We start from the raw sequence: 26,790 nt of genomic DNA, 5'->3' as shown, positions 1-26,790 counted from the left end.
GAGAGCCTGTTTTTATCGCATTTGCCGGCACCGTTCGACGATGGGCTGCGTTCGAGAGACGCCAAAAAAACGGCGGACATCCGCCGCTTGCCTAATACCGGGCATGCCTGCTGATATTAAGCAGCACGCCGATGGCCATCAACATCAACGTCAGCGACGATCCGCCGTAGCTTAAAAACGGGAGCGTGATGCCGGTAACGGGCATCAGTCCCGTCACAACGCCGATATTGATCATCACTTGAATCGCGATCATCGAAATAATGCCAAGCGCCAAAAAACTTCCGTACAAGTCAGGGGCGCCAAGGGCAATGCGCACACCGCGCCAAAGAAGAAGAGCAAAGAGCAGGAGAACGAGTGAACCACCGATAAAGCCGAGCTCTTCAGCTAAAATGGCGAAAATAAAGTCGGTTTGCGGCTCCGGCAAATAAAAAAACTTTTGTCTGCTCTGCCCGAGCCCAAGGCCGAACAAGCCGCCCGGCCCAATGGCGTAAAGCGACTGGATGATTTGAAATCCGCTTCCAAGTGGATCTTCCCATGGGTTTAAAAACGATGTAATCCGCTTGATTCGATATGGAGCCGACAGGATGAGGGCGGCAAGCCCAGCGAGCCCCAAAACGCCAAGCCCGGCAAAATGGCTGAGACGGGCGCCGGCGACGAAAATCATCGTCACGCACGTACCAACCATAACGGTGCCCGTTCCTAAGTCCGGCTGCAGCATAATCATGCCGAACGCGGCAAACACAAGCAAAAGCGCCGGCAACAGTCCTTGTTTAAATGACGTAATTTTTTTTTGGTTTTCCGATAAATATTTGGCTAAAAACGCGATCATCGCCAGCTTCATAAACTCGGACGGCTGGATCGAAAACGCCCCGACGCCGATCCAGCTGCGCGACCCGTTGCGAACCATGCCGATGCCGGGAATGAGCACAAGAACGAGCAGCACAAAACAGACGCCAAGCAGCACTTTCGACCAGTCGCGCCACACCCAATAATCGATGTTCATGACAAAAAACATAGCGATAATGCCGACGCCCGCAAACAATAGCTGGCGCTTGGCGAAGAAAAACGAATCGTTGAATTTGTATTCCGCCCAAATGGCGCTCGCGCTGTACACCATAATAAGTCCGATGGCCAAGAGCGAAAACGTCAAAAGAATGAGCAAAAAATCCGGCGCAGACTTTTTCCGCGGCAATGCCCAACACCTCTATTTTTGTAAACTAGAGGGGAAGGGCTGTCCCTTTCCCTCTATTTCAACTTATGCACGGCATTGATAAAAATGTCCCCTCTCTCCTCGAAAGTTTTGTATTGATCCCAGCTGGCGCATGCTGGAGAGAGCAAAATGACGTCGCCCGGCTCGGAAAGCTCGAAAGCAACCGGGACGGCTTTTTCCACATTATCGACATATCGGATCGTTTCTATTCCCGCTTTTTGGGCGATGCGGCCGATTTTATCCGCCGTCTGGCCGAACAGTACGACCGCCTTCACCTGTTGCAAATACGGGAGAAGATCATCAAACTCATTGCCGCGGTCAAGCCCGCCAGCGAGCAAAATGACCGGCTCGCCGGCAAACGCTGAAAGCGCCTTTTGCGTCGCTAAGATGTTCGTCGCTTTCGAGTCGTTGTAAAACCGCCGGCCGTCAATTTCCGCCACATACTGAAGCCGATGTTTCACGCCGGAAAACGTCGCCAGCACCTGGCGGATCGCCTCATCACTGGCGCCGGCCAGCTTGGCGGCCGCCACCGCCGCTAAAATGTTTTCCAAATTGTGCTGTCCAGGAAGAACGATGTCAGCGATTCTGATAACTGGATCACCGTTCCAATAGATGGCGCCATCTTGAACGTACGCCCCTTCGCCAAGAAGCTTCGTCGCCGAAAACAGCACTTTTTGCGATCGAACCGAGGAGGCAATGTTCATCACGAGCGGATCGTCGGCATTGACGACGGCATAATCGCGCTCCGTTTGATTGCGGAAAATGTTCGCCTTTGCCGCTGCATACGCCTCTTTCGTTCCGTGGTAGTCCAAGTGGGCGTCGAAAATATTGAGCAAAACCGCAATGGCTGGGCGAAACTTGTCAATGCCGGCAAGCTGGAACGAAGACAGTTCCGTGACAAGCCATTGCCCCGGCTTCGCTTCCCTCGCCACCTCGCAGGCGACAAGGCCGATGTTGCCGGCAAGCAGCGGATCTTGGCCATCCGCTTTTAACATTTCGTAAATGAGCGTCGTCGTCGTCGTTTTTCCGTTGGACCCGGTGATGCCGATAAACGGCCCTTCGGAAATGTGATAAGCAAGCTCCACTTCGGTCACAACCGGAAGCCCCTTCTCAAGCGCCTTTTTCACCATCGGGTTCGTGTACGGAATGCCCGGGTTTTTCACGACAAGGTCAAACGGCTCATCAAGCAGTTCAAGCGGATGACCGCCGCAAACGACGCGAATGCCCAGCGGTTCAAGCTGCTTGGCCTCCATGTTTTCCGAAAGCGGCTTTTGATCATTGACGACGACCTTAGCGCCTAACTCCGCAAGAAGCCGAGCTGCCGCCGCTCCGCTTTTCGCCAATCCAATGACAAGCACACGACGATGTTGATAAAAACGAGTCGGTTTCAATTACATCCACACCTCGATATAAATTCCTAGCATCGCAAATAAAAGGCCGACGGCCCAAAACGTCACAACGATCCGCCATTCTGACCAGCCGACAAGCTCATAATGATGATGAAGCGGACTCATGCGGAACACGCGCCGTCCCGTCGTTTTGAACGAAGCCACTTGAATGATGACCGACAGCGTCTCGATGACAAACACACCGCCGATGATGACAAGCAACAGTTCAAGCTTCGTCAGGACAGCGACAGCGGCGATCGCCCCACCAAGTGCGAGCGAGCCGGTGTCGCCCATAAACACTTTCGCCGGGTGGGCGTTAAACACTAAAAAGCCAAGCACGGCGCCAACAACAGCGACGCAAAATACAGCGACATCGTACTGGCCTTGATTCCAAGCCAAGACGGCATAAGCGCCAAAGGCGATCGCCGCCGTTCCGGCAAGCAGCCCGTCAAGCCCGTCGGTCAAGTTGACAGCGTTCGAGCCGCCGACAAGCATGAACAACAAGAGCACGCCGTACGCCCATCCGAGGTCGACCGACCAATCGGCGCCGGGAATATGTAACACCGTCGAAAAGCCGCTTTGGCGGTAGACGGCAAAAAAGATGGCTGCGATCAGGAGCTGGCCGATAAATTTTTGCCGGCTCGTCAAGCCAAGATTTCGCTTCATCACGACTTTGATCATATCGTCGAGGAAGCCGAGCACCCCATAGCCGACGGTGACCAACAACAGCAAATACGTCCTCGTCGACAAGCCGGCGATTTTCGGCGTGATCCATAAGGTCGTCGCCACAATCGCCAACAAAATCATGATGCCGCCCATCGTCGGCGTGCCTGATTTTTTTTGATGCGACTTCGGCCCTTCCTCGCGGATGCTTTGTCCGAATTTCAACCGCCGCAAAAACGGAATGAACAGCGGCGATAAAATGACAGTGATGAGAAAGGAAGCCGCCATGGCCATGATGATCACTTGTTCTCGCATGCATTGTCACATCCTTTAAACGGCCGAGCGTCCAGCCATCGCTTCTTCAATTTCGCCAGCCGGCGACGCACGGCCTCCCCAGCGATGGGGCTGTCTTCGGGAAGCTCGAAGAAAAACTGCGCCTCCCCCTCGCCGCCTTGCTCTAAATACCGTTCAAGCAATGCCGCGGCCGCCTCGAGCGGCGACGGAACGAAAAAAAGTGGAAATTGGTTAGGAATGTAGCGCGGCAACGGTTCGCCAAGAGGCCAAAATGAAGCGATCGCTCCGTGTTCAATCGCCGTTTTCAATGTTTCCGCCCCGTTTTCGAGCGGAACGAACAACCCTTTTTTCACTTGTTTGGCTGGGTTGACGAACACGGCGTGAAAGCGGATCGTTTCATCAACAATGCCGCGCGCCTCCACCGCCATCGATTGCACCGTCCTGTATGCGATCATGGTCATCCTCTCTCCTTCACTGCCGCTCGGGCAACAGCGCGATCGTCAAACTCAATCACATCGTTGCCAATGATTTGATACGTTTCATGCCCTTTGCCGGCAATCAACACAACATCGCCTTCCTGCGCCTGGCCAATGGCGTAGCGGATCGCCTCTTCACGGTCAGGAATCGTCACATGCTTTCCGACCTCAGCGCTTACTCCCGCTTCCATGTCGCGCAAAATTTGCTGCGGGTCTTCCGAGCGCGGATTGTCGGAGGTAAAAATAGCGACATCCGCATACCGCACCGCCACCTGCGCCATGAGCGGGCGTTTCGACCGGTCGCGGTCGCCGCCGCAGCCGATGACGACATACACGTTTCGCTTCGCCAATTGGCGCACCGTTTTTAAGGCATTTTCTAAACTGTCCGGCGTGTGAGCGTAATCGACGATGATCGTAAAGTTTTGCCCTTCATCAACCGTTTCAAACCGACCCGGCACCGGCTCGACATCCGCAAGCGCCGCGGCGATCGTTTCAAGCGAAAAGCCAGAGGCAAGGCAGGCAGCGGCAGCGGCGAGAATGTTATAGACATTGAACGAGCCGACAAGTTTCGTTTCGACCGCCGCCGATCCGTGCGGCGTGCACAGCCGAAACGCCATGCCGCCGGCGGTCATGCGGATCTGTTCCGCCATCACATCGCTTTTTTCCCTCATCCCGTATGTGACGATCGGCGCGGCCGTCATATGTTTATAATACTGCGAAACCGGATCGTCATGATTGAGAACGGCAAATTTCGGCCGCCGTTCGTCGTAGCGGTTGCCGAGCTGGGCGAACAAAAGCCCTTTGGCGTTCCGATATTCTTCCATTGTCCCGTGATAATCCAAATGGTCTTGCGTTAAGTTCGTAAAGACGGCCACATCGTAATCGCAGCCATGCACCCGCCCTTGGTGCAGCGCGTGCGACGACACTTCCATGGCGACAAACTCCACTCCTTCATCGACCATCTGTTTAAACGTGCGCTGCAAAATGAGCGACTCCGGCGTCGTATTGGCCGCCGGATAGGAGCGGTCGCCGACCTTGATGTGAACCGTGCCAATGAGCCCTGTTTTCTTGCCGGCTTTTCTCGCGATTTGTTCGATGATCGACGTTGTCGTCGTCTTGCCGTTTGTGCCTGTCACTCCAATTAAATGAAGGCGGTGGGTCGGCCGTCCGTAAAACGCGTCCGCTAAAATCGCCATCGCCCGCCGGCTGTCCGACACAAGAACGACGGGAACATCAACGGAAAGCGGCCGCTCGGCCACGATCGCCGCCGCTTTGCGCGCCACCGCTTCCTCGGCAAAGTCGTGTCCGTCTACTGTAAACCCTTTAAGGCAAAAAAAGAGAGAACCGGGGGCAACGCGGCGCGAGTCCATTTCGAGCGCCACGATATCGGGATTGCCTCCATGGTGCACCCAAAAACCGGGCAAGTGTGACAGCAGCGTCAGCAGTTTCATATTTCGTTCATCCCTTTCGCTTCGAAATCGTCCGCTCCGTTAGGCAGACAGCGGAAAAAGGGGCACAACCAACCCGATGTGTCATCGCATCGGTCGCCCCTTGCACGTTCGTCTTACCGTTCTTCCGCCGCTTCGCGTTTCGCCAAATAAATGCGGACCGTTGAGCCTTCTTTCACTTTCGCCCCTGGCTTCGGGGATTGTTCCACAACGACATCTCCCTCGCCACTAACATCTAATTTTAAGTCAAAAAGCTGCTCTTGCAAATCATTTTTTGTCATTCCGATCAAGTTTGGCACTTCAATGACTTTCGGCTCGTTCCAGTCGCGCTCCTTCTCGAGCTGGTCTTTGCGGGGCTTCACGCCCAACGTGCGCAAACTATCTTCCATAATTTTCCCCACAATCGGGGCAGCGACCGTGCCGCCGAACTGAACCGTTCCTTTCGGGTTGTCGACGGCGACGTACACGACAAGCTTCGGGTCATCCGCCGGAGCGAAGCCGATGAACGAAACGATATGGTTGTTTTGCAAATAGCGGCCGCCTTGCGCCTTTTGCGCCGTTCCCGTTTTTCCACCGACGCGGTACCCTTCGACATACGCCTTTTTCCCTGTTCCTTGAGCGACGACGCTCTCAAGTGCGTAACGGACTTGTTTCGATGTTTCCTCGGAAATGACGCGCCGTTTCGCTTTTGGCGTGTTGCGGCGGACGATCTCTCCTGTTTCCGGGTCGACCCACTGCTTGGCAATGTACGGAGTGTACAAAATGCCGCCATTGATTGCCGCCGACACGGCAGCGACTTGCTGGATCGGCGTCACCGACACTCCTTGGCCAAACGCCGTCGTTGCCAGTTCCACCGGCCCAACCCGTTTCAAATCAAACAAAATGCCTGTTCCTTCGCCTTGCAAGTCGATGCCCGTTTTCTCACCAAAACCGAATTGCTTAATGTAACGAAACAACGTCTCCTTTCCAAGCCGCTCGCCAAGCTCGACAAACCCCGGGTTGCACGAGTTTTGCACGACTTCCAAAAACGTCTGATCTCCGTGGCCGCCTTTTTTCCAGCAGCGAAGCGTAGCGCCGGCTACTTTGGCGTAGCCCGGGTCAAAGAAATGGTCTTTCAGCAAATTCACCTTATGTTCCTCAAGCGCTGCGGCCAGCGTAATGATTTTAAACGTCGATCCCGGTTCGTACGTGCTCCAAATCGGCAAGTTGCGGTTGTAAATTTCCGGAGGAACGCTCCGGTAATCCGCTGGATTGAACGTCGGCCGGCTCGCCATCGCCAAAATTTCACCGGTGTTCGGGTCCATGGCGATCGCGATGATGCCGTCCGGATTGTATTTCGCCTCCGCGATGTCAAGTTCGCGCTCCATGATCGTCTGAATGCGCGAATCGATCGTCAACACCAAATTCAAGCCGTCAGTCGGCGGCGTATAGTCATCAGCGATATCGGGCATGCGCCGCCCTTTCGCATCGGAATAAAACTGAACGGAGCCGCGCTCGCCCCTCAGTTCCTTGTCATAATACAGCTCCAACCCGGTGAGCCCTTGGTTGTCAATGCCGGTGAAGCCGAGCACGTGCGACAAATAGCTGCCAAACGGATAGTAGCGCTTCGTATCTTCCGCGATATACACCCCATCCAAGTCGAGGGAGCGCACATTCGCCGCTTTTTCATCGGAAATTTTCCGCCCTTCTTTCAGGCGGACGATCGACGTTTTTTGCGTGATTTGTTTATAGATGGATTCGATCGAACCGCCCAGCACCCCGGCCAACTTTTTCGCCGCCTCTGCCGGGTTTTTGACTTGCCGCGGAATGACATACACCGTCGGCGCGCTCATGTTCGTCGCCAGCGGGACGCCGTTGCGGTCCAAAATTTCGCCTCGCTTCGGCTCAAACGGAATGTTCCGGCCCCATAGCCCTTTCGCCCGTTCCGCTAATAGATCGCCGAGCCAAAATTGGACGTAGCCGAGACGGAGATCGATAATGGCAAAGATCAAAATCCCGATCAAAAACACGATCGTCAACCGCTTGCGCACGGTAACGTACGATACGCGCATATGGCGGAACCTCCTTCATGGTGGGCTCGTTCCACTATATGCTTGTACGCCCCGTTATAGAACGGCAAAAATCATTCATGCGGCTCGGCTTCTTTCCGTAAAGCCGCCTCTTTCTCCTTCTCCGCCGCCTCTTTCTCCCATTGGCGCGGCGGAGCCAATTCAACAATTAAATAATCGCCTTTGCGCACCTCCGCTCCCGGACGAATGTTTTGGCTGACGACATAGCCGGTCCCTTTCGTGCTCGGCCGCAAGCCGAGTATATGAGCCACTTTCATAGCGTCGCGCAGCGAGAAGCCGCGCAAATCCGGCATCGTTGCCGCCCCGTCCGTTTTCAACACGACCCGTTCGCCCAAAAGAACGTGATCGCCGCCTTGCGGAAGCTGCTGCTCAACATATTTGCCGCGGCCGATCACGACCGGCACATATCCCTTTTCCTTCAGCTGCTCTGCTGCCGAAGCCGCCGGCTGGCCGATCCATGAATCAAGCGCCTGCGGTTTTGCAGTCTTTGCTTTCATTCGTTTTTCCCCGTTCGGTTCAATATGCAAATATTGCAAACTGCTTTTCATCACCGTCGTAAAAATTTGCGACACCGGCGCCGCTCCGGTTTCGGTCACATCGAGGTGCGGCTGTTGGACCGCGACATACATGAGAAGCTTCGGATCATCCGTCGGCGCCATGCCCAAAAACGAAAAAATGTAGTTTTCCCGTCCGGTCAAATAGCCCCCGGAAGCCGACGGAATTTGCGCCGTCCCCGTTTTGCCGGCGACGCGGTAGCCGTTGATTTGGTACGGACGGCCGGTGCCGTGCTCGGACGTGACGACCGTCTCTAAAATGGCGCGCACTTTGCGCGCGGTTTCCGCCGTAATCGGCTCGCCGACCACGGTCGGCCCATGATCGAGCACGACTTTGCCGCTGTCTGGGTCGACGACTTTCTCGATGACATACGGCTTCATCATTTTCCCATCGTTGGCGATCGCCGTCGCCGCTTGGATTTGCTGGATTGGCGTCACCGATGTCCCTTGGCCGAATCCGGTCGTAATTCGTTCAATCGGGTAGCGATAGCGGATTTGTCCGACCGCTTCGTTCGGCAAATCGATGCCCGTTTTCCGGTCAAAATGGAAACGGTGCAAATATTGCAAAAACCGATCTTCACCAAGCTTTTCTTTCACTAAAATCGAAAAGGCGACGTTTGAAGAGCGCTGCACCCCTTCATTAAACGTGATCGTCCCCCAGCCGACATCGTTATGGTCGCGGATCGTGTTCGGCCCCACTTTGTAGGAACCGGAGCGATACGTTTCGTTGCCGTTATACACTCCTTCGTTGATGGCCGCCGCGAGCGTGAACACTTTCATCGTCGATCCCGGCTCATACGGATAGGAAATGGCGTCATTTAAAAAGTTCGTAATATCACGCTTGTTTGGGTCAAAGCTCGGACGCGTCGCCATCGCCAAAATTTTCCCTGTTTTTGGATCAGCGACGATGGCGATCATTTTTTTCGGCTTGTATTGCTTCTCGACGCTGTTCATCGCATCTTCCAAAAACGATTGAATCTTTCCGTCAATCGTCAAATAGACGTTTGCCCCATTGTCCGGCTTGACAATGCGCTCTTTCCCCCCGGGGAGGCGGAAGCCGTTTATGTCGCCGGCAAACGACACATAGCCGTCTTCTTCACGCAAATACCGGTCAAGCTCTTTTTCCACTCCCATTTTGCCGACCGTTTCGTTGGCTGCATTTTTTTGCGCATAGCCGATGACGTGCGACGCAAACATGCCGTTCGGATAAAACCGGCTCGTGTCGCGGATGAAAGCGATGCCTGGCAAATGGAGCGCTTCGATTTTTCGCTTCAGCTCAAAACTGATGTTGCGGCCGTAGGCCCCAAACTCGACTTGCTTCGCTTTTTTGGTCAAAATGCGTTCCATCGCCTCGACGTCCATGCCAAGCAACGGGGCGAGTTGTTCCGCTGTTTTTTTCGGATCGACCACATGGTGCGGATGATCTGGATCGGTTGTCATCTTCGGATCCAAAATGGCCACAACCGTATACGACGGTACATCTTCAGCCAAAATGGCGCCGTTGCGGTCGAAAATCGTTCCGCGCTTCGCCTTGATCGTCCGCGTTTGTTGATGCTGCCGCTCCGCGATCACAGCCAGCGTTTGGCCGTCCGCTTTGCCGGTCCATTCAAGCTGCACAAAGCGGGCGAACAACAGAGAAAAGAGAAAGCCGAACAGGCAAAACAGGATGAACGCTCCCTGATGGGTGTTGCGATGCTTTCTTGCCTCCATCACCGATCATTCCTGCACAACTTTCACATGGTTTTCGTTGAGCGACAAACCGAGCTCTTTTGCCTTTTGCAAAATGCGTTCGTACGCGCTCAGCCGTTGCACCTCGACATATAGGTCATTGTTCTCCTTTTTCTGCTCGTCAATCGACGCCTCGAGCTTTTGCACCCCTTTGTTCAATTCGTAAATGCGCACTTGGTTCGAGACGATATGAACCGCCGCATAGAAGACAAACAAGAAAAACAACACAAATAGCATCTTTTCAGCCAGCGACAGGCGAAAGCGCTGCTTCCGCCGCGTCTTCGGGCTTGGCGGTGCCGCCGGATGTCGTTGTTCACGCGCGACTTTGACTGCTGCATCGTTCACATTTTTCCCCTCCTGTTTCTCCATGCATTCGTTTTTCGCCGCAATGGGCGGCGCCCGCATTGAAATTGGTTGTGTTTCCCCGCTATTTTCGTCATCTACAGCTTTTCGGCAATGCGGAGTTTGGCCGAACGGGCGCGGTGGTTTCGTTCGAGCTCTTCCTCGGAAGGAACGATCGGTTTTTTTGTAATGATTTTCAGCACGGGGCGGTAGTCGTCGGGGAGAACCGGAAGCCCCGGAGGCAATGGCGGACTTTCGCTCGCCTTTTTAAACGTTTCTTTGCAAATGCGATCTTCAAGCGAATGAAACGTAATGACGCTCACCCGTCCACCGGGTGCAAGCAGTTCGATCGCCTGCTCGAGCGCCTCGCGAAACGCCTCAAGTTCGTCGTTGACCGCGATGCGGAGCGCCTGAAAAATGCGTTTGGCCGGGTGTCCGCCGCTGCGGCGAGCCGGGGCGGGAATCGCCGCCTTGATCACATCAACGAGCTCCCCCGTCGTTTTAATCGGCCTCGTGCGGCGCACTTCCTCGATTTTGCGCGCCACTTGCTTCGAAAACCTCTCTTCGCCGTAACGGAAAAAGATGCGGACGAGCTCCTCGTATGGCCAGCAGTTGACAATCTCCGCCGCCGTCAGCCGCTGCTTGCGGTTCATCCGCATATCAAGCGGCGCATCGTGCTGATAACTGAAGCCGCGCTCGGGTTCGTCAAGCTGCGGTGAAGAAACACCCAAATCAAACAAGACGCCGTCGACGGACTTGACGCCAAGCGCCGAAAGCTCCTCTTGCAAAAACCGGAAGTTCCGGTGCACAAACTGCACTTGCCGGCCGTAGCGGGCGAGCCGTTCGCGCGCATGCATGATGGCGGCTTCGTCTTGATCAAAGGCAAACAGCTTCCCATGTTCCGACAAACGGGAGAGCAAATATTCGCTATGGCCGCCGCTGCCCAGCGTACAATCGACGTAAATGCCGTCAGGGCGGATGTTCAGCCCATCGACTGCCTCTTTCAGCAACACTGTTGTATGTTGAAACACATGTCCACCACCTTCGTTGCGTAAAGCCACACTCACATCGGCCAGTGGCCGCCTCCTTATTATATCGCAAAGATGGACAAAATTTTAGCTTTTTTTGTAAAAAAACGTCCTTTTTTGTTTCTTTTTGTCGGACGGGCCAATCACAGCCATCCTGGCGGCTTCACCCCTTTACTTTTATTTCCATTTAATGAATGTTGTTTTTTTACAATTCATTTCACAAAAAAGAAAATCCTGCTCAAAGCAGGATGTTTCTTTTCGACTTTTTCTTTGAAAAAGCCTCACATATATACAATTTTATGCATTCCATTGCCAGGACTGCGAATGGCCAAAAGTTTTTCTACAAAATCAAATCCGTAGCGGTTGATGTAATAAAACACGTTCCAAACCCGCTCCTGGAGCGCGCCGTTCGGCCGAAGCGACGTCTCGATGCGCCAAAATTTCCGCCACTCCGTCTCATGTTTGCGCAACAGCGCCCGCTCGAGCGCGTGCTGAAGAAACTCGATTTGCGCCTGAAGGATGGCGGCATTTTTCGCCACCAATCCCTCCAATCCGCGGTCAATCGCCACCCCAAGCTCACGAAGCGGCCGGTGCGCCGCGTCAATGTCCGCCTTCGCTTTGGCAAACGCCGAAGCAAGCGGCGCTTGAGCGGTCGCCTCCCGCCACTCCCGCTTTGCTTCATCGAGCCGCCCAGTCAATACATCAGCCACCTCAAGACCGATATCGGACAGGTCGGTTTGCAGCGAACGGCTGACAATCGTCGCCTGCAGACGCGGCACGACTGGAGGCATTTCTAGGTCGAAAAGCGGGAACGCCTCTTTCAATTCCGCCCAATAAGCGATCTCCCCCGGTCCGGCAACGAAAGCGAGCGTCGGCAGCAAATGCTCTTGCATGAGCGGACGGGTGACGACATTGTTGCTTAAACGGGCCGGATTCGTTTCGGCAAGCTCAAGCAGCTCTTCTCTTGTCCAAACGAGAGTTCCCGCTTTATTGTGAAACAGGCCGCGTTCCTCATCATACTGCAAAAGCGAACGTTCACGGCCGTCGTAATAAAACAAGTTGGCCGCGTCACGACCGATTTCAATCAGCGGCGCATATCCGAGCGTGCGCAACGCCTCTTGCTGAGCGAGCACCGCGGCCGTCACATCGCGATGGCGTTCAATGAGCGCAGCGAAAAAGCGGCGCTCAAGCGGCCGCACCGCCGCATCGCCAGCGTTCAAAACAACTAAACCGTGATCAGCGAACAACCGGAGCACAATGGCGGCAAAAAAGTCGACAAACGTGCGCGCCTCATCAAGACACGATGACAAAAAGAAGAGCAGCTCATTCGTCACGTCCGTTTCCCCATACGTTTTGACGACGCGCTCGATCCACTCTTTCGCAGCCATCCGGTCCAGCAGCACATCGGCGGCCATCCGTTTTTCGTTCGTTTTGTGTGGGTACGCTGCTTTTTTTACTTCTCCTTCCTCAACGACATAGACATGATCGATTTCCGCGATGTCATGATCTTCGCCGGCGATCCAAAACAGCGGCACGACCGGCACGCCCAATTTTCGTTCCTGCTCTTTGGCAAGCTGGATGATGGTGATGATCTTATAAATCGTATACAGCGGCCCAGTCAACAGCCCGGCTTGCTGCCCGCCGACAATGACGACGCTTCGCTCATTGCGCAGTTTCTCAATGTTTGCCATCGTAGCCACACTCGCCGAGAAGCGCCGGTGATAAGCACGCAAATAGTCGGCAAGCCCTTCTCGGTCATAGGTTCTTCCTTGCAAATAGGCCAACCGCCGACAAAACGCTTCATCGTCCGCCTGGGCATAAGCGAAGCCGCTCTCTGCTGGAAACGCGCCGGTTATGTAATCAGCCGCCAATTTCGTCGCTGCTGGCAACGGAATTTCGCGAACTTCCATGGCTAAAAACTCCCTTTCTTATGTATTCTTTCATGAGTATAGCACGTTTATTGCCAAGAGAAAAAAGGCTTGCTCGGCCACACTAAAGGCTCATCGCAACGCGAATGGCCATTCCGTATACAAGCAGCCCGGCGTAAAGGGAGGCAAAAATGAGAAAACTCGCCCGCCAAAAGACGCGGAACACCGTCCGCAAACGAAAGTCCGCCTTTTTCCGCCAATAGCCAAGCGCGATCGCCGCGTGCAGACCAAACAAAAAGAGAAGAAGAGGAACGAAGTACGATTTCCCAAACAGCACTGTCAGCAAAAAATAGACAGCGGCGATGAAAAAAACAGTCGCAGCGTTGACCGCGGCGTAAAACGCTGCCCGCCTCCGCCTGCCGACCAAGCGTGCTCCGAAGTAGACGAGCAAAAACAGCAGAAGCGGCGCGGTCACAAACGTCGCCAGCGTTGAAGCGAGCCAATCACCCATCCGTCTCTCTCCCTTCCTTCCCTTTCACCGCGCAAAAGACAAAGCGGACGACCGGCAGCATAGCGCCGCGCGCCTCCCCTTGTTTCAACACATAGCCCAAAATGGCGTCAATCTCCGTCCGGCGCCCGTTCGCCAAGTCCATATACATCGACGAATAGTTGTCCGCTGTTTTTTGGCATATGCGGACGACGCGCTCCCACGCCCGATTGGCGTCTTCAAGAGGCAGCACGTTCCGCACCTCATCAAACAGCTGCCTCATCATATCGCGGTACGGAGCCGTTTCTAGCAGCGCCCCGTTTTTCACTTGCAATAGAGCGGTGAGCGGATTGATGACGGCGTTGACGACAAGCTTGTCCACAAGAATGCGCTCCCAATCATCGGCCCATTCGATCGGAAAGCCGCGCTCCCCTTCCCGAAGCTCCCGGGCGTCGCCAAGTGAACCGTAGCGAGAAGCAAGTGTCAGCTTTCCGGCGCCCGTATGCGCCACCGTCCGGTCATCTAGCTTCATTGCGCCATGCTCCACGACGCCGACGAGGACATTTTTGTCGGCAAACATCGTCAACTGCTCGAGATGCCCCATGCCGTTTTGCAAAAAAACGAGCGTGCGAACGCGGCGAAACGCGTCGATTTGCGCACAGACGGAAGCGAGATCGTACTGTTTGACGGTCACAAACACGAGCGGCTCGTCCAGCTCCGCTCCAGCAAACGGCTGCGCGCGCACCGCCACGACCGATGTCTCGCCATCTTTTTTTAGCGCCACACCATGCTCGGCAAGCTGCCTTGCTTGGGACGGACGCCTCGTATAGACCGTCACCCCATGGCGCCGCCCAAGATAAGCGGCGAGCAGCAATCCGACTGCTCCGCCGCCGACAATCCCAATGTTCAATCCTTCTCCCCCGCTTTCTTGCAACATGGCGTTAGCCTTATTTTAGCAGAGATCTTCTTCTTCCGTTAAGAAAAAAAGCCGGCGAAAAGCCAGCCTTTACCCTTCGTCGACGCCTTCAGCCACTGCATTCGGAGCCGGTTTCCCGCTGTCTGTCACCATTTTGCGCGCCCGCTCCATAATGGAAAGCAGCGTTTTATACTCCTCCTGGATCGCAGCTAGTTGTTTTTGCAGCGATTCTTTTTCCATTTGCAACTTCGTTACCATTTGCTGCAGCTGCTCCATATCGTTTTTGAGCGCCCGGTTTTCATCGGCCGTCCGTCGAGCGTCGCGCGCCTTTTGCTCCTCAGCTTGCAAAAAGGCCAGCACTTCCGCCCATGACAAATGGCTTTTGACTGCCGCTTCCACCTTCTCCTGCCCCTCGCTTTCCTTTGTTGATGGGGTTTCTTTTTTTCGCATCTTCCGTTCTTGCTTGGCTTGCTCGATCTCCTCCTTGTACTGCTTGCGAACGCACGAATTCCAGCGAAATCCGCACGCTGCCGCCGTCCGCGACAAGCGCCGCCCGACTTCGGCAAACGCCTCCAGCTGGGTGCCGCCTTCGCGAATATACTGAAGCACAACATTCGCCAACAACTCATCCTCTTCTTTCGTCCATGCATCTTGACGTACTCCCGTCATCCCCTTCCCCCCTTATCGCCGCTTTGTCATTATATGTATGCGGCTAGTAGAAACGGTAGAAGGAAAAAATTACTTCTTACACAAAAAAGGACGCAATGCCTGTTCATGTTCAGCCGACCCCCACAGCTCGGCGCAACGGGCGATCTCGGCGAAAAACCGCTCTCGAAACCAAGCTGTTCGCCATTTTTCGCCGGCTGCGGCCTTATATGCCTGCAAGACGGAAAGCGACCGCTCCGCATAAGGCGCCAGCCGTTCACGCCATTGTTCGCGCCAATGTTCGGCTGGCAGGATGGCGTCAACCCAACCGCACGCTTCCATCGCCTCCGCCGTCATCGGCTCGGCGCGCAGCAATAAGTCAAGCGCCCGCCCGTACGGAAGTTTGGCAAACAGCATCGACGCTCCTCCCCAGCCGGTTGTAATGCCAAGCCGGCCTTGCACAAATCCGATCCGGCTTCCTTCTTTGGCAAAGCGAAAATCGCAAGCGGTCGCCAGCTCGCAGCCGCCCCCCATCGCTGTTCCGTTGACAAGGGCGGCCGTCGGCTTCGGAAACGTCAGCAGCCTGTACAGCAGCTCTCCCATGCGCATGAGCATCTGTCTTGCCTCCGTGCCGCGCAAATGCCCAAACTCGCTCAAATCGCCGCCGGAGCAAAACGCCTCGCTGCCGGCGCCGGTAATGGCGAACACTTTCACCTGTGGATCAGCCGCCGCCTGTTCCATCGCCTCCTCAAGCGCCCCCATCACGGCAAAATTGATCGCATTCCGTTTCTCTGGACGGCAAATCGTAAACAGTGCAATGCCGTCATGATGCTCCAACATTGCTTCCATCAGCACGTCTCTCCTTTCTTCATCACATCAATGAATTGGGCGCGTTCTCTTCAATTTCCTGCCTCACGACGAAAAAAACTGCCGCCTAGACGAACAGCGTTGATTTTTTGCAGACAATCAAAAAGGCTGTCCTCTTTTCGGACAGCCTGTCGTTCGATGTCGGCCATTATTTGTTGACGACATCTCTTCCTTTGTATGTTCCGCATGCTTTGCAGACGCGGTGCGCCAATTTCCATTCGCCGCAGTTCGGGCATTGCACCATGCCTGGCACTTGCAGTTTAAAGTGTGTGCGGCGCAGCCGTTTTCTCGTTTTCGATGTTCTTCTAAAAGGTACTGCCATCATTCCCACCTCCTTGTCGGGCGCATTTTGGCATATCCATGCCGGCGAATCAGTCAACCTCGAGGCCGCCATCCGCCGGCACACAAGGCGGCTGCCGGACGGTGCGCAATATTCGGCGCCATCGGCCGGCAACGCCGACTCACGATCATTCCTCTCGTTTTTCCTCGAAAAACTTGGCCAGCCCTGCAAGGCGAGGATCTACTTTCTTTTCCCGCTCTTGCATCGCTTTCTCCCATTCTTCTTCCGACAGAACGTCCCATCCTTCCCCATGTTGCGGCGCTCCGCCGGCAACCGGTCCTTCGGCGATCAGCTGCAACGGGATTTCAAGCAAAATCAACTCGCGGATGATGGGATTCAAATCAATCGTGTCCCCCGCCACCATATGGGTGTCCTCATCGGTCTTCACGATGCCGCTGCCATCCGCAAAAAACGTCTCCGTCGTCTGAATGGAAAACGGATACGTCACATCGACAAGCGTCCGCGAACAAGGCAACACCATCGTTCCGGACAACGTCAAATGAAACGTGAATTTTGTCGACCCGACATCCGCTTTTCCTCGGACGTGCACCGGCGAAATATCGCGGATCAACGTGTCAATTTGTTTTAAATCGGACACATCGACCGTCTCATCAATCGCCATTTCCTTATGTTGAAAACGGCGAAGCTGTTGGACCGTCCATTTCATATCATCACCTCAAGGCAACGAATAAAATTATACGTTTCGTTTCTAGTTTTGTCAATGTTTTTTCTTTACAACCACTCATTCCTTGGGAAAAGAACGGCATACTCCCATCATTTCCAAATGCCATTTTGAACATGCACGGTCGGCGCGCGGACATCGGAAAACGGTCGACCGCTTCGTTTCTTTTGCTGTCCTCACCGCATGTTGCCGTTGATCTTCGCCGCTTTCTATTCCATACTAAGTTCAGATAGAATAGACAGCCATTTCGTTGCGGCCAAGCCGCGCGAATCGCCATGAAAGGAGCGAAAAAAGGTGAAAGCCGTCGGCGTGATCGTGGAATACAACCCGTTTCACAACGGTCATTTCCACCATTTGAACGAAACGAGACAAAAGACAGATGCGGACTGTTTGATCGCCGTCATGAGCGGAAACTTCTTGCAGCGCGGTGAGCCGGCCATCGTCTCCAAATGGGCGCGGGCAAAAATGGCGCTCGCCGCCGGCGTAGATGTGGTCATCGAGCTGCCGTACGCCTTCGCTGTGCAAGCGGCTGAACAGTTCGCACATGGGGCGGTGCAGCTGCTTGCGGCGATCGGCTGCCAAGAGCTTTGCTTTGGCAGCGAATCGGGGGAAATTTCCGCTTTTTTATCCGCGGCCCAAACATGGCTTGAACAGAAGGAAACGTTCGATTCCCTCATCCGCACCGGGCTGGCGCGCGGACAAAGCTTTCCGAAAGCCGCCGCTGAAGCGTGGCAAAAGTTCGGCGCCGCTCCGCTTGATTTGTCCAAGCCAAACAACGTGCTTGGTTTTGCGTATGTGAAAGCCATTTGGCAAAACAAGCTGGCGATGATGCCGCGCACGATTCCGCGGCTGGCCGCCGGCTATCATGACGAATCATTTTCCCACCCGTCGATTGCGAGCGCCACCAGCCTGCGGAAAACATTGCGACAAACCGGTCGTCTCGAGTCGATCGCGGCGTACGTTCCGCCCGCTGCGCTCGAACAACTCCGCCAATATCGGGAGACATACGGGCGCTTTCACGATTGGGAAGTGTATTTTCCGCTCCTAAAATATCGGCTGTTGACCGCCACAGAGGCCGACTTGCGCCGCATCGCCGGCGTGGAGGAAGGGATCGAACACCGGCTGAAGCAACACATCGCCCACGCCGAAACGTTTGCCGCCTTCATTGCCGCCGTCAAAACGAAGCGATACACCTGGACAAGGCTGCAACGCCTATGTGCGCATGTGTTGACGAATTTCACAAAGGAGGAGCAAGCCAAAGCGGCCAACCCGACCTATATCCGGCTGCTCGGCATGAGTGAAACCGGCCGCCGCTACTTAAAGCAGGTGAAAAAAAGCGCTGCGCTCCCGCTCGTCGCCAGAGCATCCAAACTCAATGGCGACCCTCTTTATGAGCAAGAAAAAAGAGCGGCAGCTGTGTACGCCGCCGCTTTTCCGGAGCCGCTCTACAGCGCCGCGCTGAAAGAAGAATACGCCACGGCGCCGATTTACGCTTCCGGCATCGAACGCAAATAACGAACTGCCTCGTCGAACGTATCGACCGGGACGATTTTCATATGCGTCCCGATTTTTTTCGCCGTCCGCACCGCCTCGCGATAGTTCGACGTCGGCGCACCATGTTCGTTCGGGGCGAAAAACACCTCGGCTCCTTCGCGGTCAGCGGCCACGACTTTTTGCGAAACACCGCCGATCGGCCCGACGTTTCCGTCAAGATCAATCGTCCCGGTGCCGGCGATTTTATGACCTTTTGTAATATCTTCATCGACAAGTTGGTTGTAAATTTCAAGTGAAAACATGAGCCCAGCCGACGGTCCGCCGATTTGTTCCGACTCCACGTCAACCGGCGGGTCGGTGCGGACGTCATAATCGGTCATGAGTGTCACCCCAAGGCCGACTTGGTTCGGGTGCTGTCGAAACGGCTTGAGCTCGAGCTCTGTTTCCTGCCGCTTCCGGCCGCGAATGAATGCGACGCGGACGCGATCACCCGCTTGTTTTCCGCGAATGTAGTTGACCATCTGCTCCGATGTGCCGAGCGGCTTTCCGTCGATCGCGACGATGCGATCACCGGTCTTTAGACGGCCGGCGGCCGGCATATCCGGGAGGACGCTCATGACATAAACGCCATGAGGTTCATACGACACCGGCTTTCCGGCGTGGCGATAAGCGACGATGATCGCCGCTTCCTTCGACTGTTCCATGAGCTCAAGCTGGCGCATCGTATATTCCTTGTCGCTCTCCCCTTCCTGCTTGATTTCCTCGACCGGATGAAGCTCATAAAACGGGCGGATATGGGCCAACAAATACGCCATCACATTCGCCCGCCCCATCCGCACCGTCGTAAGCATCAACGTTCCCTTATCGCGGTCGCCGTTTTCCACGTGAACGAGCGGCTCCAAACTTTGCGCGCTTCCCGGCATCGTCACATAATACGGCAGCTTCATAAAAATGAGCAGAAAGATGAGGGCGGCGCCAAAGAAAAACAGGGCAATATACGTCCGTTTCTTCATTCGTGTGATGACTCCTTCCACTGTTCGATCGCTTGACGGATCGCTCCCACTTGCTTCCGCGCTTCCTCTTCCCCGCGAGCGATGATTTCCTCAATATCTGTGAACGCCCGCGAGCTATACTGTTCGACTCGCGGCCGGATCATAACGTCTGAGGCGAGCTGACGGTGAGCGACCAGCTCCGCTTGCAAAATATCGAGGCTCTGCCAAATGACATCGGCGATCGACGCAATTTCCGCCTTTGTGTTGAGCGGAGAGACATCGACAGCGATGACAATATCCGCTCCCATCGCTCGGGCGACCGACACTGGCACCCGGTCGACGACGCCGCCGTCGACAAGCAGTCTGCCATTCACCTCCGCCGGCACAAAAATGCCAGGAATTGAGATGCTCGCCCGCACCGCCTGGGCTGCTTCCCCTTGCCGAAACACGACTTTCTCTCCTGTCCGCAAATCAGCGGCGACAACAGCCACAGGCGGGGACATCTCCTCGATTCGTTTCCCTTTCGTCAACAAGCGAAGAAACTGCGTGATGCGCTCGCCAGCGATCAGCCCCATTTTCGGCACCGTCCAGTCAAGAAAATCGTTGCGTCGAAACGATTGAGCCAACCGATAGAGACGATGGAGGCCATGGCCGCTTGCGTAAAGGACGGCGACAAGCGCGCCGATGCTGCTGCCGGCCAAATAGGAAATCGGAATATGCTCCTCCTCAAGCACTTTCAATACCCCAAGATGGGCGAACCCGCGCGCTCCTCCCGACCCGAGCGCCAATCCGACTTTTGGCGGCACGCCTCCTCCCCCCTTTGTCGCAGCGCTATCCGCTTTCATCTTATGGTCTAAAACGCCCCCCTATGCTCGTATATTAGGTTATATGAGGTTGTACTACAAGAAACCGCACGGCAAAAAAGGGGGGAAAAAAGTGAAACAAAATTGGGGGGCGAAATGGAAAACCGTATTGCTCGCTTCCGCCGCCACCTTGTTTGCGTTTTCGCTCATTTGCTATCCAAAACAGTCGCTTGAAGCGTCCATTCGCGGTTTAAATATGTGGTGGGAGGTCGTCTTTCCATCGCTTTTGCCGTTTTTCATCGTCTCGGAACTGCTCATCAGCTTCGGCGTCGTCAGCTTCCTTGGCGTCTTGCTCGAGCCGCTCATGCGCCCGTTGTTTCGCGTCCCGGGCGTCGGCGGATTCGCCTGGGCCATGGGAATGGCGTCCGGCTACCCGTCTGGAGCCAAGCTGACCGCCCGCCTGTACCAGGAAAAACAGCTGACGACGATTGAAGCCGAACGGCTCTCGTCGTTCACCAATTCATCCAACCCACTTTTTATTTTTGGAGCTGTATCAGCGGGATTTTTCAACAACCCGCAACTCGGCCTTGTGCTGGCCGTTTCCCACTATTTAGGAAACATTAGCGTTGGGCTGATCATGCGCTTTCACGGCATCCGAAAAGAACAGAGGCAAGCGAAGCGGCAGCCACGCTCATTTTCGCTCCCGTATGCGCTGCGCACACTGCACCGCACGCGACTGAAAAACGAACAGCCGCTTGGCAAACTTCTTGGCGACGCCGTGCGTTCTTCTGTCCAAACACTGTTAATGATCGGCGGTTTTATTATTCTCTTTTCGGTTATGAATAAACTGCTGTATATGATGCATTTGACCGAACAGCTTGCCCCATTGCTGCGCCATCTGCTCCGCCTTGCCCAGCTGCCGGAGCAGCTTGACATCCCAGTGTTTTCCGGCTTGTTTGAAATTACACTCGGCAGCCAAATGATCAGTCAAACCGATGAGGCGATGCTGATGGAAAAAGCAGTGGCCACAAGCTTCGTCCTCGCTTTCGGCGGTTTTTCCGTCCAAGCGCAAGTCGCCAGCATTCTCGCCGAAGCGAACATCCGCTTTCAGCCGTTTTTCATCGCGCGTTTGCTGCACGGAGTGTTTGCCGCTTCCTTTACATACTTGCTTTGGAAACCGTTGTACATCAAAACAGCCGGCGGAATGCCGACTAACATCCCAGCGTTTCTTCACGCCGCCAAAGACGGCGCTTGGAATGAAGGCTGGCGGTTGCTGCAGCAATACGGGCCGCTCTTGACACTGTTGTTCCTTTGCCTTTATATATGGCTCGTCATCAAGGCGGTCAGTAAATCGCGCGGGCGCTCATAAGACGCTTGAGCGCCCAGCTTTTTGGCAGCAAAAAGCCATCGGGGCGGCTCGCGTCGTCTCGGCCGTGAGCCGCCCTTGACGGCAAAACCGGGCCGGCGCCGACTGCAACGTTCGCTTAAGCGGCTTTCATAAGGAAGCGTCAATCAGCGGCCGTGGACGCAAATTTCCGCTTCAGCGCCTGCTCAACAACCGGGGGCACGAGCTCGGAAATATCGCCGTTGTATTTCGCCACTTCTTTGACGATGCTCGAGCTTAAAAACGCATACTGGCTGTTCGTCATCATAAAAAACGTTTCAATGTTTTCATCAAGAACGCGGTTCATCGACGTAATTTGCATTTCGTATTCGAAATCGGACACAGCGCGCAAGCCGCGCAAAATGGCATTCGCTTTTTTGCTGCGGGCATAATCAACAAGCAGGCCGTGAAACGCTTCGACATGGACGTTCGGAAGCGTCCGCGTCACCTCACGAAGCAGCGCGATCCGCTCCTCGACAGTAAACAGCGGCTTTTTCGACGAGTTGTTCAACACCGCCACATACACTTGATCAAACACTTTCGCCCCTCGTTTAATAATATCCAAATGCCCGTACGTCACAGGGTCAAAGCTCCCGGGGCAAACCGCAATGCTCGCCATCGCTTCCATCCCCTTCCCATCTATAAATCGTCACACCGGTGATACCGTATGTTTCCCGCTTCCATCGTGTCAGGCCGCCGACCTCCTCCGGCAGCTCCGCCTCCGCCGAGTGTTCAGCGACGACGACGCCGTGCGGCTCCAGCAACTGACGCTCGGCGATCGACGACAGCAACGTCGGCCACTGTTTCTCTTTGTACGGCGGATCAAGGAAAATAACCGCAAAGCGGAGGCCGCGCTTCGCTGCTGCCTTCAGCGCCCGCTCGGCGTCGTTGCAGTAAATTTCCGCCCGCTTCTCAAGCCCGCAGGCCGCCACGTTTTTTCGGACCGTCTGCACCGCTTTCTTGTCATGATCGACGAAAATGACGCGCTCGATTCCTCGACTGAGCGCCTCGATGCCCAAGCCGCCGCTGCCAGCAAACAAATCAAGACCGTTGCCGCCTGAGAAATATGGCCCGATCATATTAAAGATCGCTTCTTTGACTTTATCGGTCGTCGGCCGTGTCGACATCCCTGGAACCGCTTGCAGACGCCGTCCTTTGCATGTCCCGGAAATGACTCTCATCATCTTCACCCAATTCACCGTTTCAAGGTGGCTTTGTCATCCATTTGATTCGTTGTTTTCATGGTAATCTTACCATAAAGTTGATGATCGTCAAACTACGGAATTTTTTCGCCATTCATGTATAGAAATCGGCAAACGGTCCATAATGAGTAATGGCAACACGCTTCGTGCGTTGTTGCCAGTGACGGAGAAGACTTACGTTTCCCCATAAGTTCTTCCTCCGGTTTCTCCTCTCCCTTTTCTTTATTCTTTCCGATCCTTGTTCCGCCCTGCGCGGAGGCAAGGAACTGGAAAGGGCCTTGCGGGTTCATTTCCGCAAGGTTTTTTTTTGATTGCAATTCGCGAGGATGGCCGGTAAAGTTAAGGGTGGACGATGCTTGCAAGGGGGAACGATTCATGATCCAACGATTTATCGAACTTGGCGAAGGATATTCGGATATATATGAGCTGATTGCATTGGCGAAGGCCAACCGCCATCGTTTGTCCGGATTCTTTGTCTTCCATACGGTGAAAAAAGGCCAGGCGGTCGTCTCCTTGGCCGTTGTCCTTCATCCGACGGACCCCGGCGATTTCCAGCCGCTTTACATTTGCCGTGAAGGCATTCCCGATCCGTCCGTCAAGCCAAACAAACGGTACGAACTATTTATGGAAACCGCAAAGGAGCTGGGCATGGACGTCATTCACCTTGATGTTAAGCCATCGACGATGTTCGCTGAACTCGATTTATATTACCAACATTTGATCGGCATTATGCGGATGAATCGCTTCATCCCGCCGCTGCAGTAAACAAAGAAACAGCGGGCCGAAAAGCCGGCGTCGGCCTTTTTCGACCCGCTGTTTTCCTTCATCCAAGCGGATACGGGGAGTCTTTTTCCTTCTCCCCTTTCGATTCAAATTCCAGTTTTAAAAATGGGCGGTACGACGGCTCGACCCGCTTGACGAACGGAAGCGAGGCGAGCTTTTTCATGACATGGTCGACTTGCTCCATATCGCAATACAGAACCGCATACTTCAGCCGTTTGGAAATGTAATGAATGTTGCCGAACCTGCGCAACTGTTTCCCATATTTCAGCGAATGAAGCCAAACGATAATCCCTTGCCGTTTTGGAAACATAGTCCCTTCCCCTTTTTTTATGTGCGGCAGCCGCAGCTTCCGCCCGCCCCGCAGCCACCGGAACAGCCCGCCGACAAAAAGTATGGATTTCCGGTCGGCACTTTCACATGTTCGGACACCGCTTTGCCGATCAGCACGCTGATCTCATCAAGCAACTCTTGCATCGCCTTCTCTGCCTCCTTAAAGGCGGCGACCGTCTCATGCAAATCGAGCTCCCGCTTCGCTTCGCGCACTTCTTTCATCACGTCGCGATAATCAGGATGGTATTTTCCGAAGCGCTGCACTTCTTCGTAGCGCTCCTTCAGCTTGACAAAGCGAGCGATTAGCTGCTGGGCGCGGCGGTCTTGCTTCAGCCGCCAAAAGGCGCGGCGGTATTCGTCCGCCACGTCCGACTCGACAATCATTTTGGCCAACGCTTCTGCTTTATCTAAAATCTCGATGCGCTCGAGAGTCGCAATCTTCACCAAATGGCACCTCCATTACCCATCATACCATGAACGAAAAGAAAAGGAAAAGGAAAGAGATAGCAAAGAAGCAAACAAAAAAGGCGATCCAGACTGTGCCGAATCGCCTCTGTCCGCCTTTTAAACGATCGTCGTCATCTCTATCGGATGGCGACGTCAAATTCGTGCGTCATGCCGGTTGCTTTCCCATCATTGTAGACGAGCTCAAGACGGATGGTATGTTTCCCGCTCGGCAAACCGCGCACGATAAAGGCGGCCGTGTATACTTCCGTCATTTTTTGCCCGTTGACATAGACATGAATGTGTCCGCCGCCGCTCCCTTTGCGGAACGGAAAGTGGACGGCAACACATTCAATGAATACGTCGCTTCCTTTCACTTCATGCTTCACCTGAAGCGGACCGCCCACTGCTTCGGCGTGAGCGGAGGATGACGACGCCGGCTCAAAGAAGGCATACGCCGCGAGCAATATGACAGCCGCAAACCATGCGAACCACTTTGGCAAAGACATCACTCCCTTTCGAAACTAGTCTTTGCCATTGGCCGCCCGATTAGTCGCGCATGGCTTTAAACATTTGCCACATAAGCGACGCCATTTGCAACGATTGGGAGATTTTTTTCACTTTGTCAGGGATCGTCAGCTCATAGTGGCGCAAGGCGGCCAATTGGAACGTCGACAGTTCATGCGGACGGCGGGCAAGGAGCCGGTACCAGCGCGGCTGTTCGCGCAAAAACGCGCGCAACATCGGAGTTCCTTGCAGGTATTGCCATACATCTTTCCTCATCGCCACCACCCTTTAATCTTTGCGGAACGAAAACGGATGCGCTTCTTTGTTTCTTTGTTCTTGACCGGCCCCTTGAAATTCGGAAAGAATGCTTTGGATCGCCGCGATCGCCTGCTGGACGTTCGCCAAATGTTTTTGCACATCGGCTGCATCGATCTGTCCAAGCATAGACGCGAGCTTATCGAGCCATTTGTTCGTTCCTTTTTCCTCCTCTTTTGCCGCACCGTTTGTTTCCCGATACGGCTCCCATATGTCATCGTCTTCCCCGAACAAATACCAATCCTCATACACTTGTTTCCACGTCTTTTTGCCACTGCGCACCTCCTGGATGATTTTTGGATGTTTTTTCACAAACTGTTTAAACTGTTCAACGGAAGGATGCAGAGGCTTGACCATGGCGGTTCTCATCCCTTTCGTCCACTCATGCCTATCTGCCATATCATATCGCATCCAACACAGAGAGGTGCGCCCAATTTTTAGAGCGGCGTAAAGAAGTTTTGCGTATAGTAATCGGCGTAGACGCCAACGCCCAAGTGAGTGAACTCTTCGTTCAACATCATGTTCCGATGGTTTTGGCTGTTCAGCCATCCGATGGTCGCCTCAACGCCATCGACTTGATGGGCGGCGATATTTTCCCCGGCAAGCTGGAACGGAATGTGAAGCGCGCCAAGCCGCTTCGATAAATCGCCATACTGCGGCGACTCATGGGAGAAAAACCGGTGATCATGCATATCTCGGCTATGTTTTTCCGCGGCGGCAGCGGCCTTGTCATCCCACATGAGAGAGGAAAGCCCATGGCGACGGCGGATCAAATTCGTCCAGTCAAAAATTTGCTTCGCGTTGGCCGCATCAACAGCCTGTCGCTTTTCTTCCGACAGCGGCGCGGCCGCCGGCAGGCTGCCGCGGTAAACGAGCTCGTACGGCCGCAACTTGACGAACGTTTCTGCATCCATCAGGCGGATCGCCGCCACCTCGCCGGTAAAGCGGTCAACATACAGCTGAGCGTAGACGCTGCCAACTTTGACAACCGGCCTTGATGAGTAATCTTGTTCAGACAGCTCAAACCGGTATGTCCCGCTGCCTAGCTTAATCTCAATGTTCGATAGCACCGGCATCGTTTGAAAAATCGTCTGCAACCGCTGGCCGACCGCAAACGGTTCAACGTTCACCTTCTCTCCGCCGACAAGGGCGGTGACGACGCGACCGCGCAAGATGCCAATCTGCACGTACGACTCGGGTCGACGGCTGTACACCCACCAGTCATATCCGTAAGCTGACGGGTCGATTCGGTCTGGAGCGCCAAGCCGTTTTTTCGCCTCTTGCGCCGATTGCCCGATCAACGCAACGATGCCGGCCGTCGCCTTCGGCTCTTTCAACATGTATCGATTCGTCTCTGGCTGCTCCGGGGGGCTCGGGGGCGGCGGACTCGGCACAAAATAATACAATCCAATCAAGAAAAACAAAAAAAGGAAAAACCATTTCACACGGCAACTCCCGCTTTCTGCGCAATCTCCTTATTGCCATTATAGCCGTTTTTTAGAGGCCAAAAAAAGAGGACACCCAAAAAGAG

Annotated in this window: 29 protein-coding genes; 3 read left to right on the top strand and 26 right to left on the bottom strand. The window is 54.5% G+C overall.

From position 1 onward, the window contains the following. Positions 1 to 91: 91 nt before the first annotated feature. From spoVE to QWV57_RS05205, 16 genes are all read right to left on the bottom strand, one after another. Positions 92 to 1,192, bottom strand: a complete 1,101-nt coding sequence (gene spoVE / locus QWV57_RS05280) for a stage V sporulation protein E (protein WP_011230619.1) — start codon at positions 1,190 to 1,192, stop codon at positions 92 to 94. A 53-nt stretch (positions 1,193 to 1,245) separates the two neighbouring features. After that, on the bottom strand, positions 1,246 to 2,601 hold the full coding sequence (gene murD / locus QWV57_RS05275; RefSeq protein ID WP_013145847.1) for a UDP-N-acetylmuramoyl-L-alanine--D-glutamate ligase: 1,356 nt from the start codon (positions 2,599 to 2,601) through the stop codon (positions 1,246 to 1,248). Then, positions 2,602 to 3,576, bottom strand: coding sequence for a phospho-N-acetylmuramoyl-pentapeptide-transferase (mraY, locus tag QWV57_RS05270; RefSeq protein ID WP_021321509.1), 975 nt, complete (start codon positions 3,574 to 3,576; stop codon positions 2,602 to 2,604). After that, on the bottom strand, positions 3,561 to 4,016 hold the full coding sequence (locus QWV57_RS05265; RefSeq protein ID WP_301101058.1) for a hypothetical protein: 456 nt from the start codon (positions 4,014 to 4,016) through the stop codon (positions 3,561 to 3,563). Before QWV57_RS05265 ends, mraY begins: the two co-directional genes overlap by 16 nt. Further along, entirely contained in the window at positions 4,013 to 5,482 is a 1,470-nt protein-coding gene (locus QWV57_RS05260; protein ID WP_020756474.1) for a UDP-N-acetylmuramoyl-L-alanyl-D-glutamate--2,6-diaminopimelate ligase, read from the bottom strand. The genes QWV57_RS05265 and QWV57_RS05260 overlap by 4 nt, the downstream gene beginning before the upstream one ends. Positions 5,483 to 5,595: 113 nt before the next feature. Next, a complete protein-coding gene (locus tag QWV57_RS05255; protein ID WP_301101055.1) occupies positions 5,596 to 7,530 on the bottom strand; it encodes a stage V sporulation protein D in 1,935 nt (644 codons plus the stop codon). Between the two features lie 71 nt (positions 7,531 to 7,601). Next, the gene (locus tag QWV57_RS05250; protein WP_301101053.1) at positions 7,602 to 9,812 is read right to left on the bottom strand and encodes a penicillin-binding protein; all 2,211 of its coding nucleotides are present in this window, start codon (positions 9,810 to 9,812) and stop codon (positions 7,602 to 7,604) included. A 6-nt stretch (positions 9,813 to 9,818) separates the two neighbouring features. Next, entirely contained in the window at positions 9,819 to 10,175 is a 357-nt protein-coding gene (gene ftsL / locus QWV57_RS05245) for a cell division protein FtsL (protein WP_011230612.1), read from the bottom strand. A gap of 95 nt (positions 10,176 to 10,270) precedes the next feature. Beyond that, on the bottom strand, positions 10,271 to 11,203 hold the full coding sequence (gene rsmH / locus QWV57_RS05240; protein ID WP_011230611.1) for a 16S rRNA (cytosine(1402)-N(4))-methyltransferase RsmH: 933 nt from the start codon (positions 11,201 to 11,203) through the stop codon (positions 10,271 to 10,273). A 278-nt stretch (positions 11,204 to 11,481) separates the two neighbouring features. Then, positions 11,482 to 13,110: a bacillithiol biosynthesis cysteine-adding enzyme BshC gene (gene bshC / locus QWV57_RS05235; protein WP_011230610.1), complete on the bottom strand. Its 1,629-nt coding sequence runs from the start codon at positions 13,108 to 13,110 to the stop codon at positions 11,482 to 11,484. An 82-nt stretch (positions 13,111 to 13,192) separates the two neighbouring features. After that, a complete protein-coding gene (locus QWV57_RS05230) occupies positions 13,193 to 13,579 on the bottom strand; it encodes a DUF3397 domain-containing protein (protein WP_011230609.1) in 387 nt (128 codons plus the stop codon). Continuing rightward, on the bottom strand, positions 13,572 to 14,492 hold the full coding sequence (locus QWV57_RS05225) for a 2-dehydropantoate 2-reductase (protein ID WP_014195370.1): 921 nt from the start codon (positions 14,490 to 14,492) through the stop codon (positions 13,572 to 13,574). The genes QWV57_RS05230 and QWV57_RS05225 overlap by 8 nt, the downstream gene beginning before the upstream one ends. 69 nt (positions 14,493 to 14,561) lie before the next feature. Further along, complete coding sequence (locus QWV57_RS05220) at positions 14,562 to 15,140, bottom strand: RsfA family transcriptional regulator (protein WP_011230607.1); 579 nt, start codon at positions 15,138 to 15,140, stop codon at positions 14,562 to 14,564. A 69-nt stretch (positions 15,141 to 15,209) separates the two neighbouring features. Continuing rightward, complete coding sequence (locus tag QWV57_RS05215) at positions 15,210 to 15,965, bottom strand: enoyl-CoA hydratase/isomerase family protein (protein ID WP_011230606.1); 756 nt, start codon at positions 15,963 to 15,965, stop codon at positions 15,210 to 15,212. Positions 15,966 to 16,131: 166 nt separating this feature from the next. Continuing rightward, complete coding sequence (rpmF, locus tag QWV57_RS05210; protein ID WP_011230605.1) at positions 16,132 to 16,305, bottom strand: 50S ribosomal protein L32; 174 nt, start codon at positions 16,303 to 16,305, stop codon at positions 16,132 to 16,134. A 145-nt stretch (positions 16,306 to 16,450) separates the two neighbouring features. Then, entirely contained in the window at positions 16,451 to 16,990 is a 540-nt protein-coding gene (locus tag QWV57_RS05205) for a YceD family protein (protein WP_011230604.1), read from the bottom strand. Between the two features lie 309 nt (positions 16,991 to 17,299). Here QWV57_RS05205 and QWV57_RS05200 point away from each other — a divergent pair, with 309 nt between their 5' ends. Next, positions 17,300 to 18,520 (top strand): nucleotidyltransferase, encoded by a 1,221-nt coding sequence (locus tag QWV57_RS05200; protein WP_301101036.1) that lies wholly within the window; start codon positions 17,300 to 17,302, stop codon positions 18,518 to 18,520. Here the strand turns inward: QWV57_RS05200 and QWV57_RS05195 are convergent. Next, positions 18,493 to 19,512, bottom strand: coding sequence for a SepM family pheromone-processing serine protease (locus QWV57_RS05195; protein WP_033005868.1), 1,020 nt, complete (start codon positions 19,510 to 19,512; stop codon positions 18,493 to 18,495). The genes QWV57_RS05200 and QWV57_RS05195 overlap by 28 nt on opposite strands. Next, positions 19,509 to 20,297 carry a patatin-like phospholipase family protein gene (locus QWV57_RS05190; protein ID WP_033005867.1) on the bottom strand — a complete coding sequence of 263 codons (789 nt, stop codon included), beginning with the start codon at positions 20,295 to 20,297 and terminating at the stop codon, positions 19,509 to 19,511. Before QWV57_RS05190 ends, QWV57_RS05195 begins: the two co-directional genes overlap by 4 nt. 130 nt (positions 20,298 to 20,427) lie before the next feature. On the opposite strand from QWV57_RS05190, the gene ylbJ reads away from it, so the two are divergent. Further along, the gene (gene ylbJ, locus QWV57_RS05185) at positions 20,428 to 21,663 is read left to right on the top strand and encodes a sporulation integral membrane protein YlbJ (RefSeq protein ID WP_301101032.1); all 1,236 of its coding nucleotides are present in this window, start codon (positions 20,428 to 20,430) and stop codon (positions 21,661 to 21,663) included. A 139-nt stretch (positions 21,664 to 21,802) separates the two neighbouring features. Here ylbJ and coaD read toward each other — a convergent pair whose 3' ends face one another. Further along, positions 21,803 to 22,297: a pantetheine-phosphate adenylyltransferase gene (gene coaD, locus QWV57_RS05180; RefSeq protein ID WP_129447510.1), complete on the bottom strand. Its 495-nt coding sequence runs from the start codon at positions 22,295 to 22,297 to the stop codon at positions 21,803 to 21,805. Then, entirely contained in the window at positions 22,263 to 22,859 is a 597-nt protein-coding gene (rsmD, locus tag QWV57_RS05175) for a 16S rRNA (guanine(966)-N(2))-methyltransferase RsmD (RefSeq protein WP_129447509.1), read from the bottom strand. The genes coaD and rsmD overlap by 35 nt, the downstream gene beginning before the upstream one ends. A gap of 396 nt (positions 22,860 to 23,255) precedes the next feature. On the opposite strand from rsmD, the gene QWV57_RS05170 reads away from it, so the two are divergent. Then, complete coding sequence (locus QWV57_RS05170) at positions 23,256 to 23,645, top strand: DUF7147 family protein (RefSeq protein WP_013145867.1); 390 nt, start codon at positions 23,256 to 23,258, stop codon at positions 23,643 to 23,645. 58 nt (positions 23,646 to 23,703) lie between these two features. Here QWV57_RS05170 and QWV57_RS05165 read toward each other — a convergent pair whose 3' ends face one another. From QWV57_RS05165 to QWV57_RS05140, 6 genes are all read right to left on the bottom strand, one after another. Next, positions 23,704 to 23,973 carry a YlbG family protein gene (locus QWV57_RS05165; protein ID WP_025949744.1) on the bottom strand — a complete coding sequence of 90 codons (270 nt, stop codon included), beginning with the start codon at positions 23,971 to 23,973 and terminating at the stop codon, positions 23,704 to 23,706. 17 nt (positions 23,974 to 23,990) lie between these two features. Next, on the bottom strand, positions 23,991 to 24,437 hold the full coding sequence (locus QWV57_RS05160; RefSeq protein ID WP_011230595.1) for a YlbF/YmcA family competence regulator: 447 nt from the start codon (positions 24,435 to 24,437) through the stop codon (positions 23,991 to 23,993). A gap of 140 nt (positions 24,438 to 24,577) precedes the next feature. After that, on the bottom strand, positions 24,578 to 24,946 hold the full coding sequence (locus QWV57_RS05155; RefSeq protein WP_025949743.1) for a hypothetical protein: 369 nt from the start codon (positions 24,944 to 24,946) through the stop codon (positions 24,578 to 24,580). A gap of 40 nt (positions 24,947 to 24,986) precedes the next feature. Further along, a complete protein-coding gene (locus tag QWV57_RS05150) occupies positions 24,987 to 25,220 on the bottom strand; it encodes a YlbE-like family protein (protein ID WP_129447507.1) in 234 nt (77 codons plus the stop codon). Between the two features lie 12 nt (positions 25,221 to 25,232). Then, positions 25,233 to 25,616, bottom strand: coding sequence for a YlbD family protein (locus tag QWV57_RS05145; protein ID WP_014195361.1), 384 nt, complete (start codon positions 25,614 to 25,616; stop codon positions 25,233 to 25,235). An 80-nt stretch (positions 25,617 to 25,696) separates the two neighbouring features. After that, entirely contained in the window at positions 25,697 to 26,704 is a 1,008-nt protein-coding gene (locus QWV57_RS05140; RefSeq protein ID WP_020755441.1) for a CAP domain-containing protein, read from the bottom strand. Positions 26,705 to 26,790: the final 86 nt, after the last annotated feature.

This window comes from Geobacillus zalihae (assembly GCF_030414215.1).
Lineage (GTDB): Bacteria > Bacillota > Bacilli > Bacillales > Anoxybacillaceae > Geobacillus > Geobacillus zalihae.
This window is presented reverse-complemented; position numbering and strand designations above follow the sequence as displayed.

Coding starts and splice junctions, on each gene's coding strand:
- QWV57_RS05205 (WP_011230604.1), bottom strand. CDS start 16,990: ATGAAATGGACGGTCCAACAGCTTCGCCGTTTTCAACATAAGGAAATG.
- QWV57_RS05195 (WP_033005868.1), bottom strand. CDS start 19,512: ATGAAGAAACGGACGTATATTGCCCTGTTTTTCTTTGGCGCCGCCCTC.
- QWV57_RS05150 (WP_129447507.1), bottom strand. CDS start 25,220: ATGAGGAAAGATGTATGGCAATACCTGCAAGGAACTCCGATGTTGCGC.
- QWV57_RS05230 (WP_011230609.1), bottom strand. CDS start 13,579: ATGGGTGATTGGCTCGCTTCAACGCTGGCGACGTTTGTGACCGCGCCG.
- QWV57_RS05215 (WP_011230606.1), bottom strand. CDS start 15,965: ATGGAAGCAATGTTGGAGCATCATGACGGCATTGCACTGTTTACGATT.
- QWV57_RS05155 (WP_025949743.1), bottom strand. CDS start 24,946: ATGTCTTTGCCAAAGTGGTTCGCATGGTTTGCGGCTGTCATATTGCTC.
- QWV57_RS05220 (WP_011230607.1), bottom strand. CDS start 15,140: ATGACGGGAGTACGTCAAGATGCATGGACGAAAGAAGAGGATGAGTTG.
- QWV57_RS05145 (WP_014195361.1), bottom strand. CDS start 25,616: ATGGTCAAGCCTCTGCATCCTTCCGTTGAACAGTTTAAACAGTTTGTG.
- QWV57_RS05170 (WP_013145867.1), top strand. CDS start 23,256: ATGATCCAACGATTTATCGAACTTGGCGAAGGATATTCGGATATATAT.
- QWV57_RS05165 (WP_025949744.1), bottom strand. CDS start 23,973: ATGTTTCCAAAACGGCAAGGGATTATCGTTTGGCTTCATTCGCTGAAA.
- QWV57_RS05250 (WP_301101053.1), bottom strand. CDS start 9,812: ATGGAGGCAAGAAAGCATCGCAACACCCATCAGGGAGCGTTCATCCTG.
- bshC (WP_011230610.1), bottom strand. CDS start 13,110: ATGGAAGTTCGCGAAATTCCGTTGCCAGCAGCGACGAAATTGGCGGCT.
- mraY (WP_021321509.1), bottom strand. CDS start 3,576: ATGCGAGAACAAGTGATCATCATGGCCATGGCGGCTTCCTTTCTCATC.
- QWV57_RS05265 (WP_301101058.1), bottom strand. CDS start 4,016: ATGACCATGATCGCATACAGGACGGTGCAATCGATGGCGGTGGAGGCG.
- rsmD (WP_129447509.1), bottom strand. CDS start 22,859: ATGAGAGTCATTTCCGGGACATGCAAAGGACGGCGTCTGCAAGCGGTT.
- coaD (WP_129447510.1), bottom strand. CDS start 22,297: ATGGCGAGCATTGCGGTTTGCCCCGGGAGCTTTGACCCTGTGACGTAC.
- rpmF (WP_011230605.1), bottom strand. CDS start 16,305: ATGGCAGTACCTTTTAGAAGAACATCGAAAACGAGAAAACGGCTGCGC.
- QWV57_RS05260 (WP_020756474.1), bottom strand. CDS start 5,482: ATGAAACTGCTGACGCTGCTGTCACACTTGCCCGGTTTTTGGGTGCAC.
- QWV57_RS05255 (WP_301101055.1), bottom strand. CDS start 7,530: ATGCGCGTATCGTACGTTACCGTGCGCAAGCGGTTGACGATCGTGTTT.
- QWV57_RS05225 (WP_014195370.1), bottom strand. CDS start 14,492: ATGTTGCAAGAAAGCGGGGGAGAAGGATTGAACATTGGGATTGTCGGC.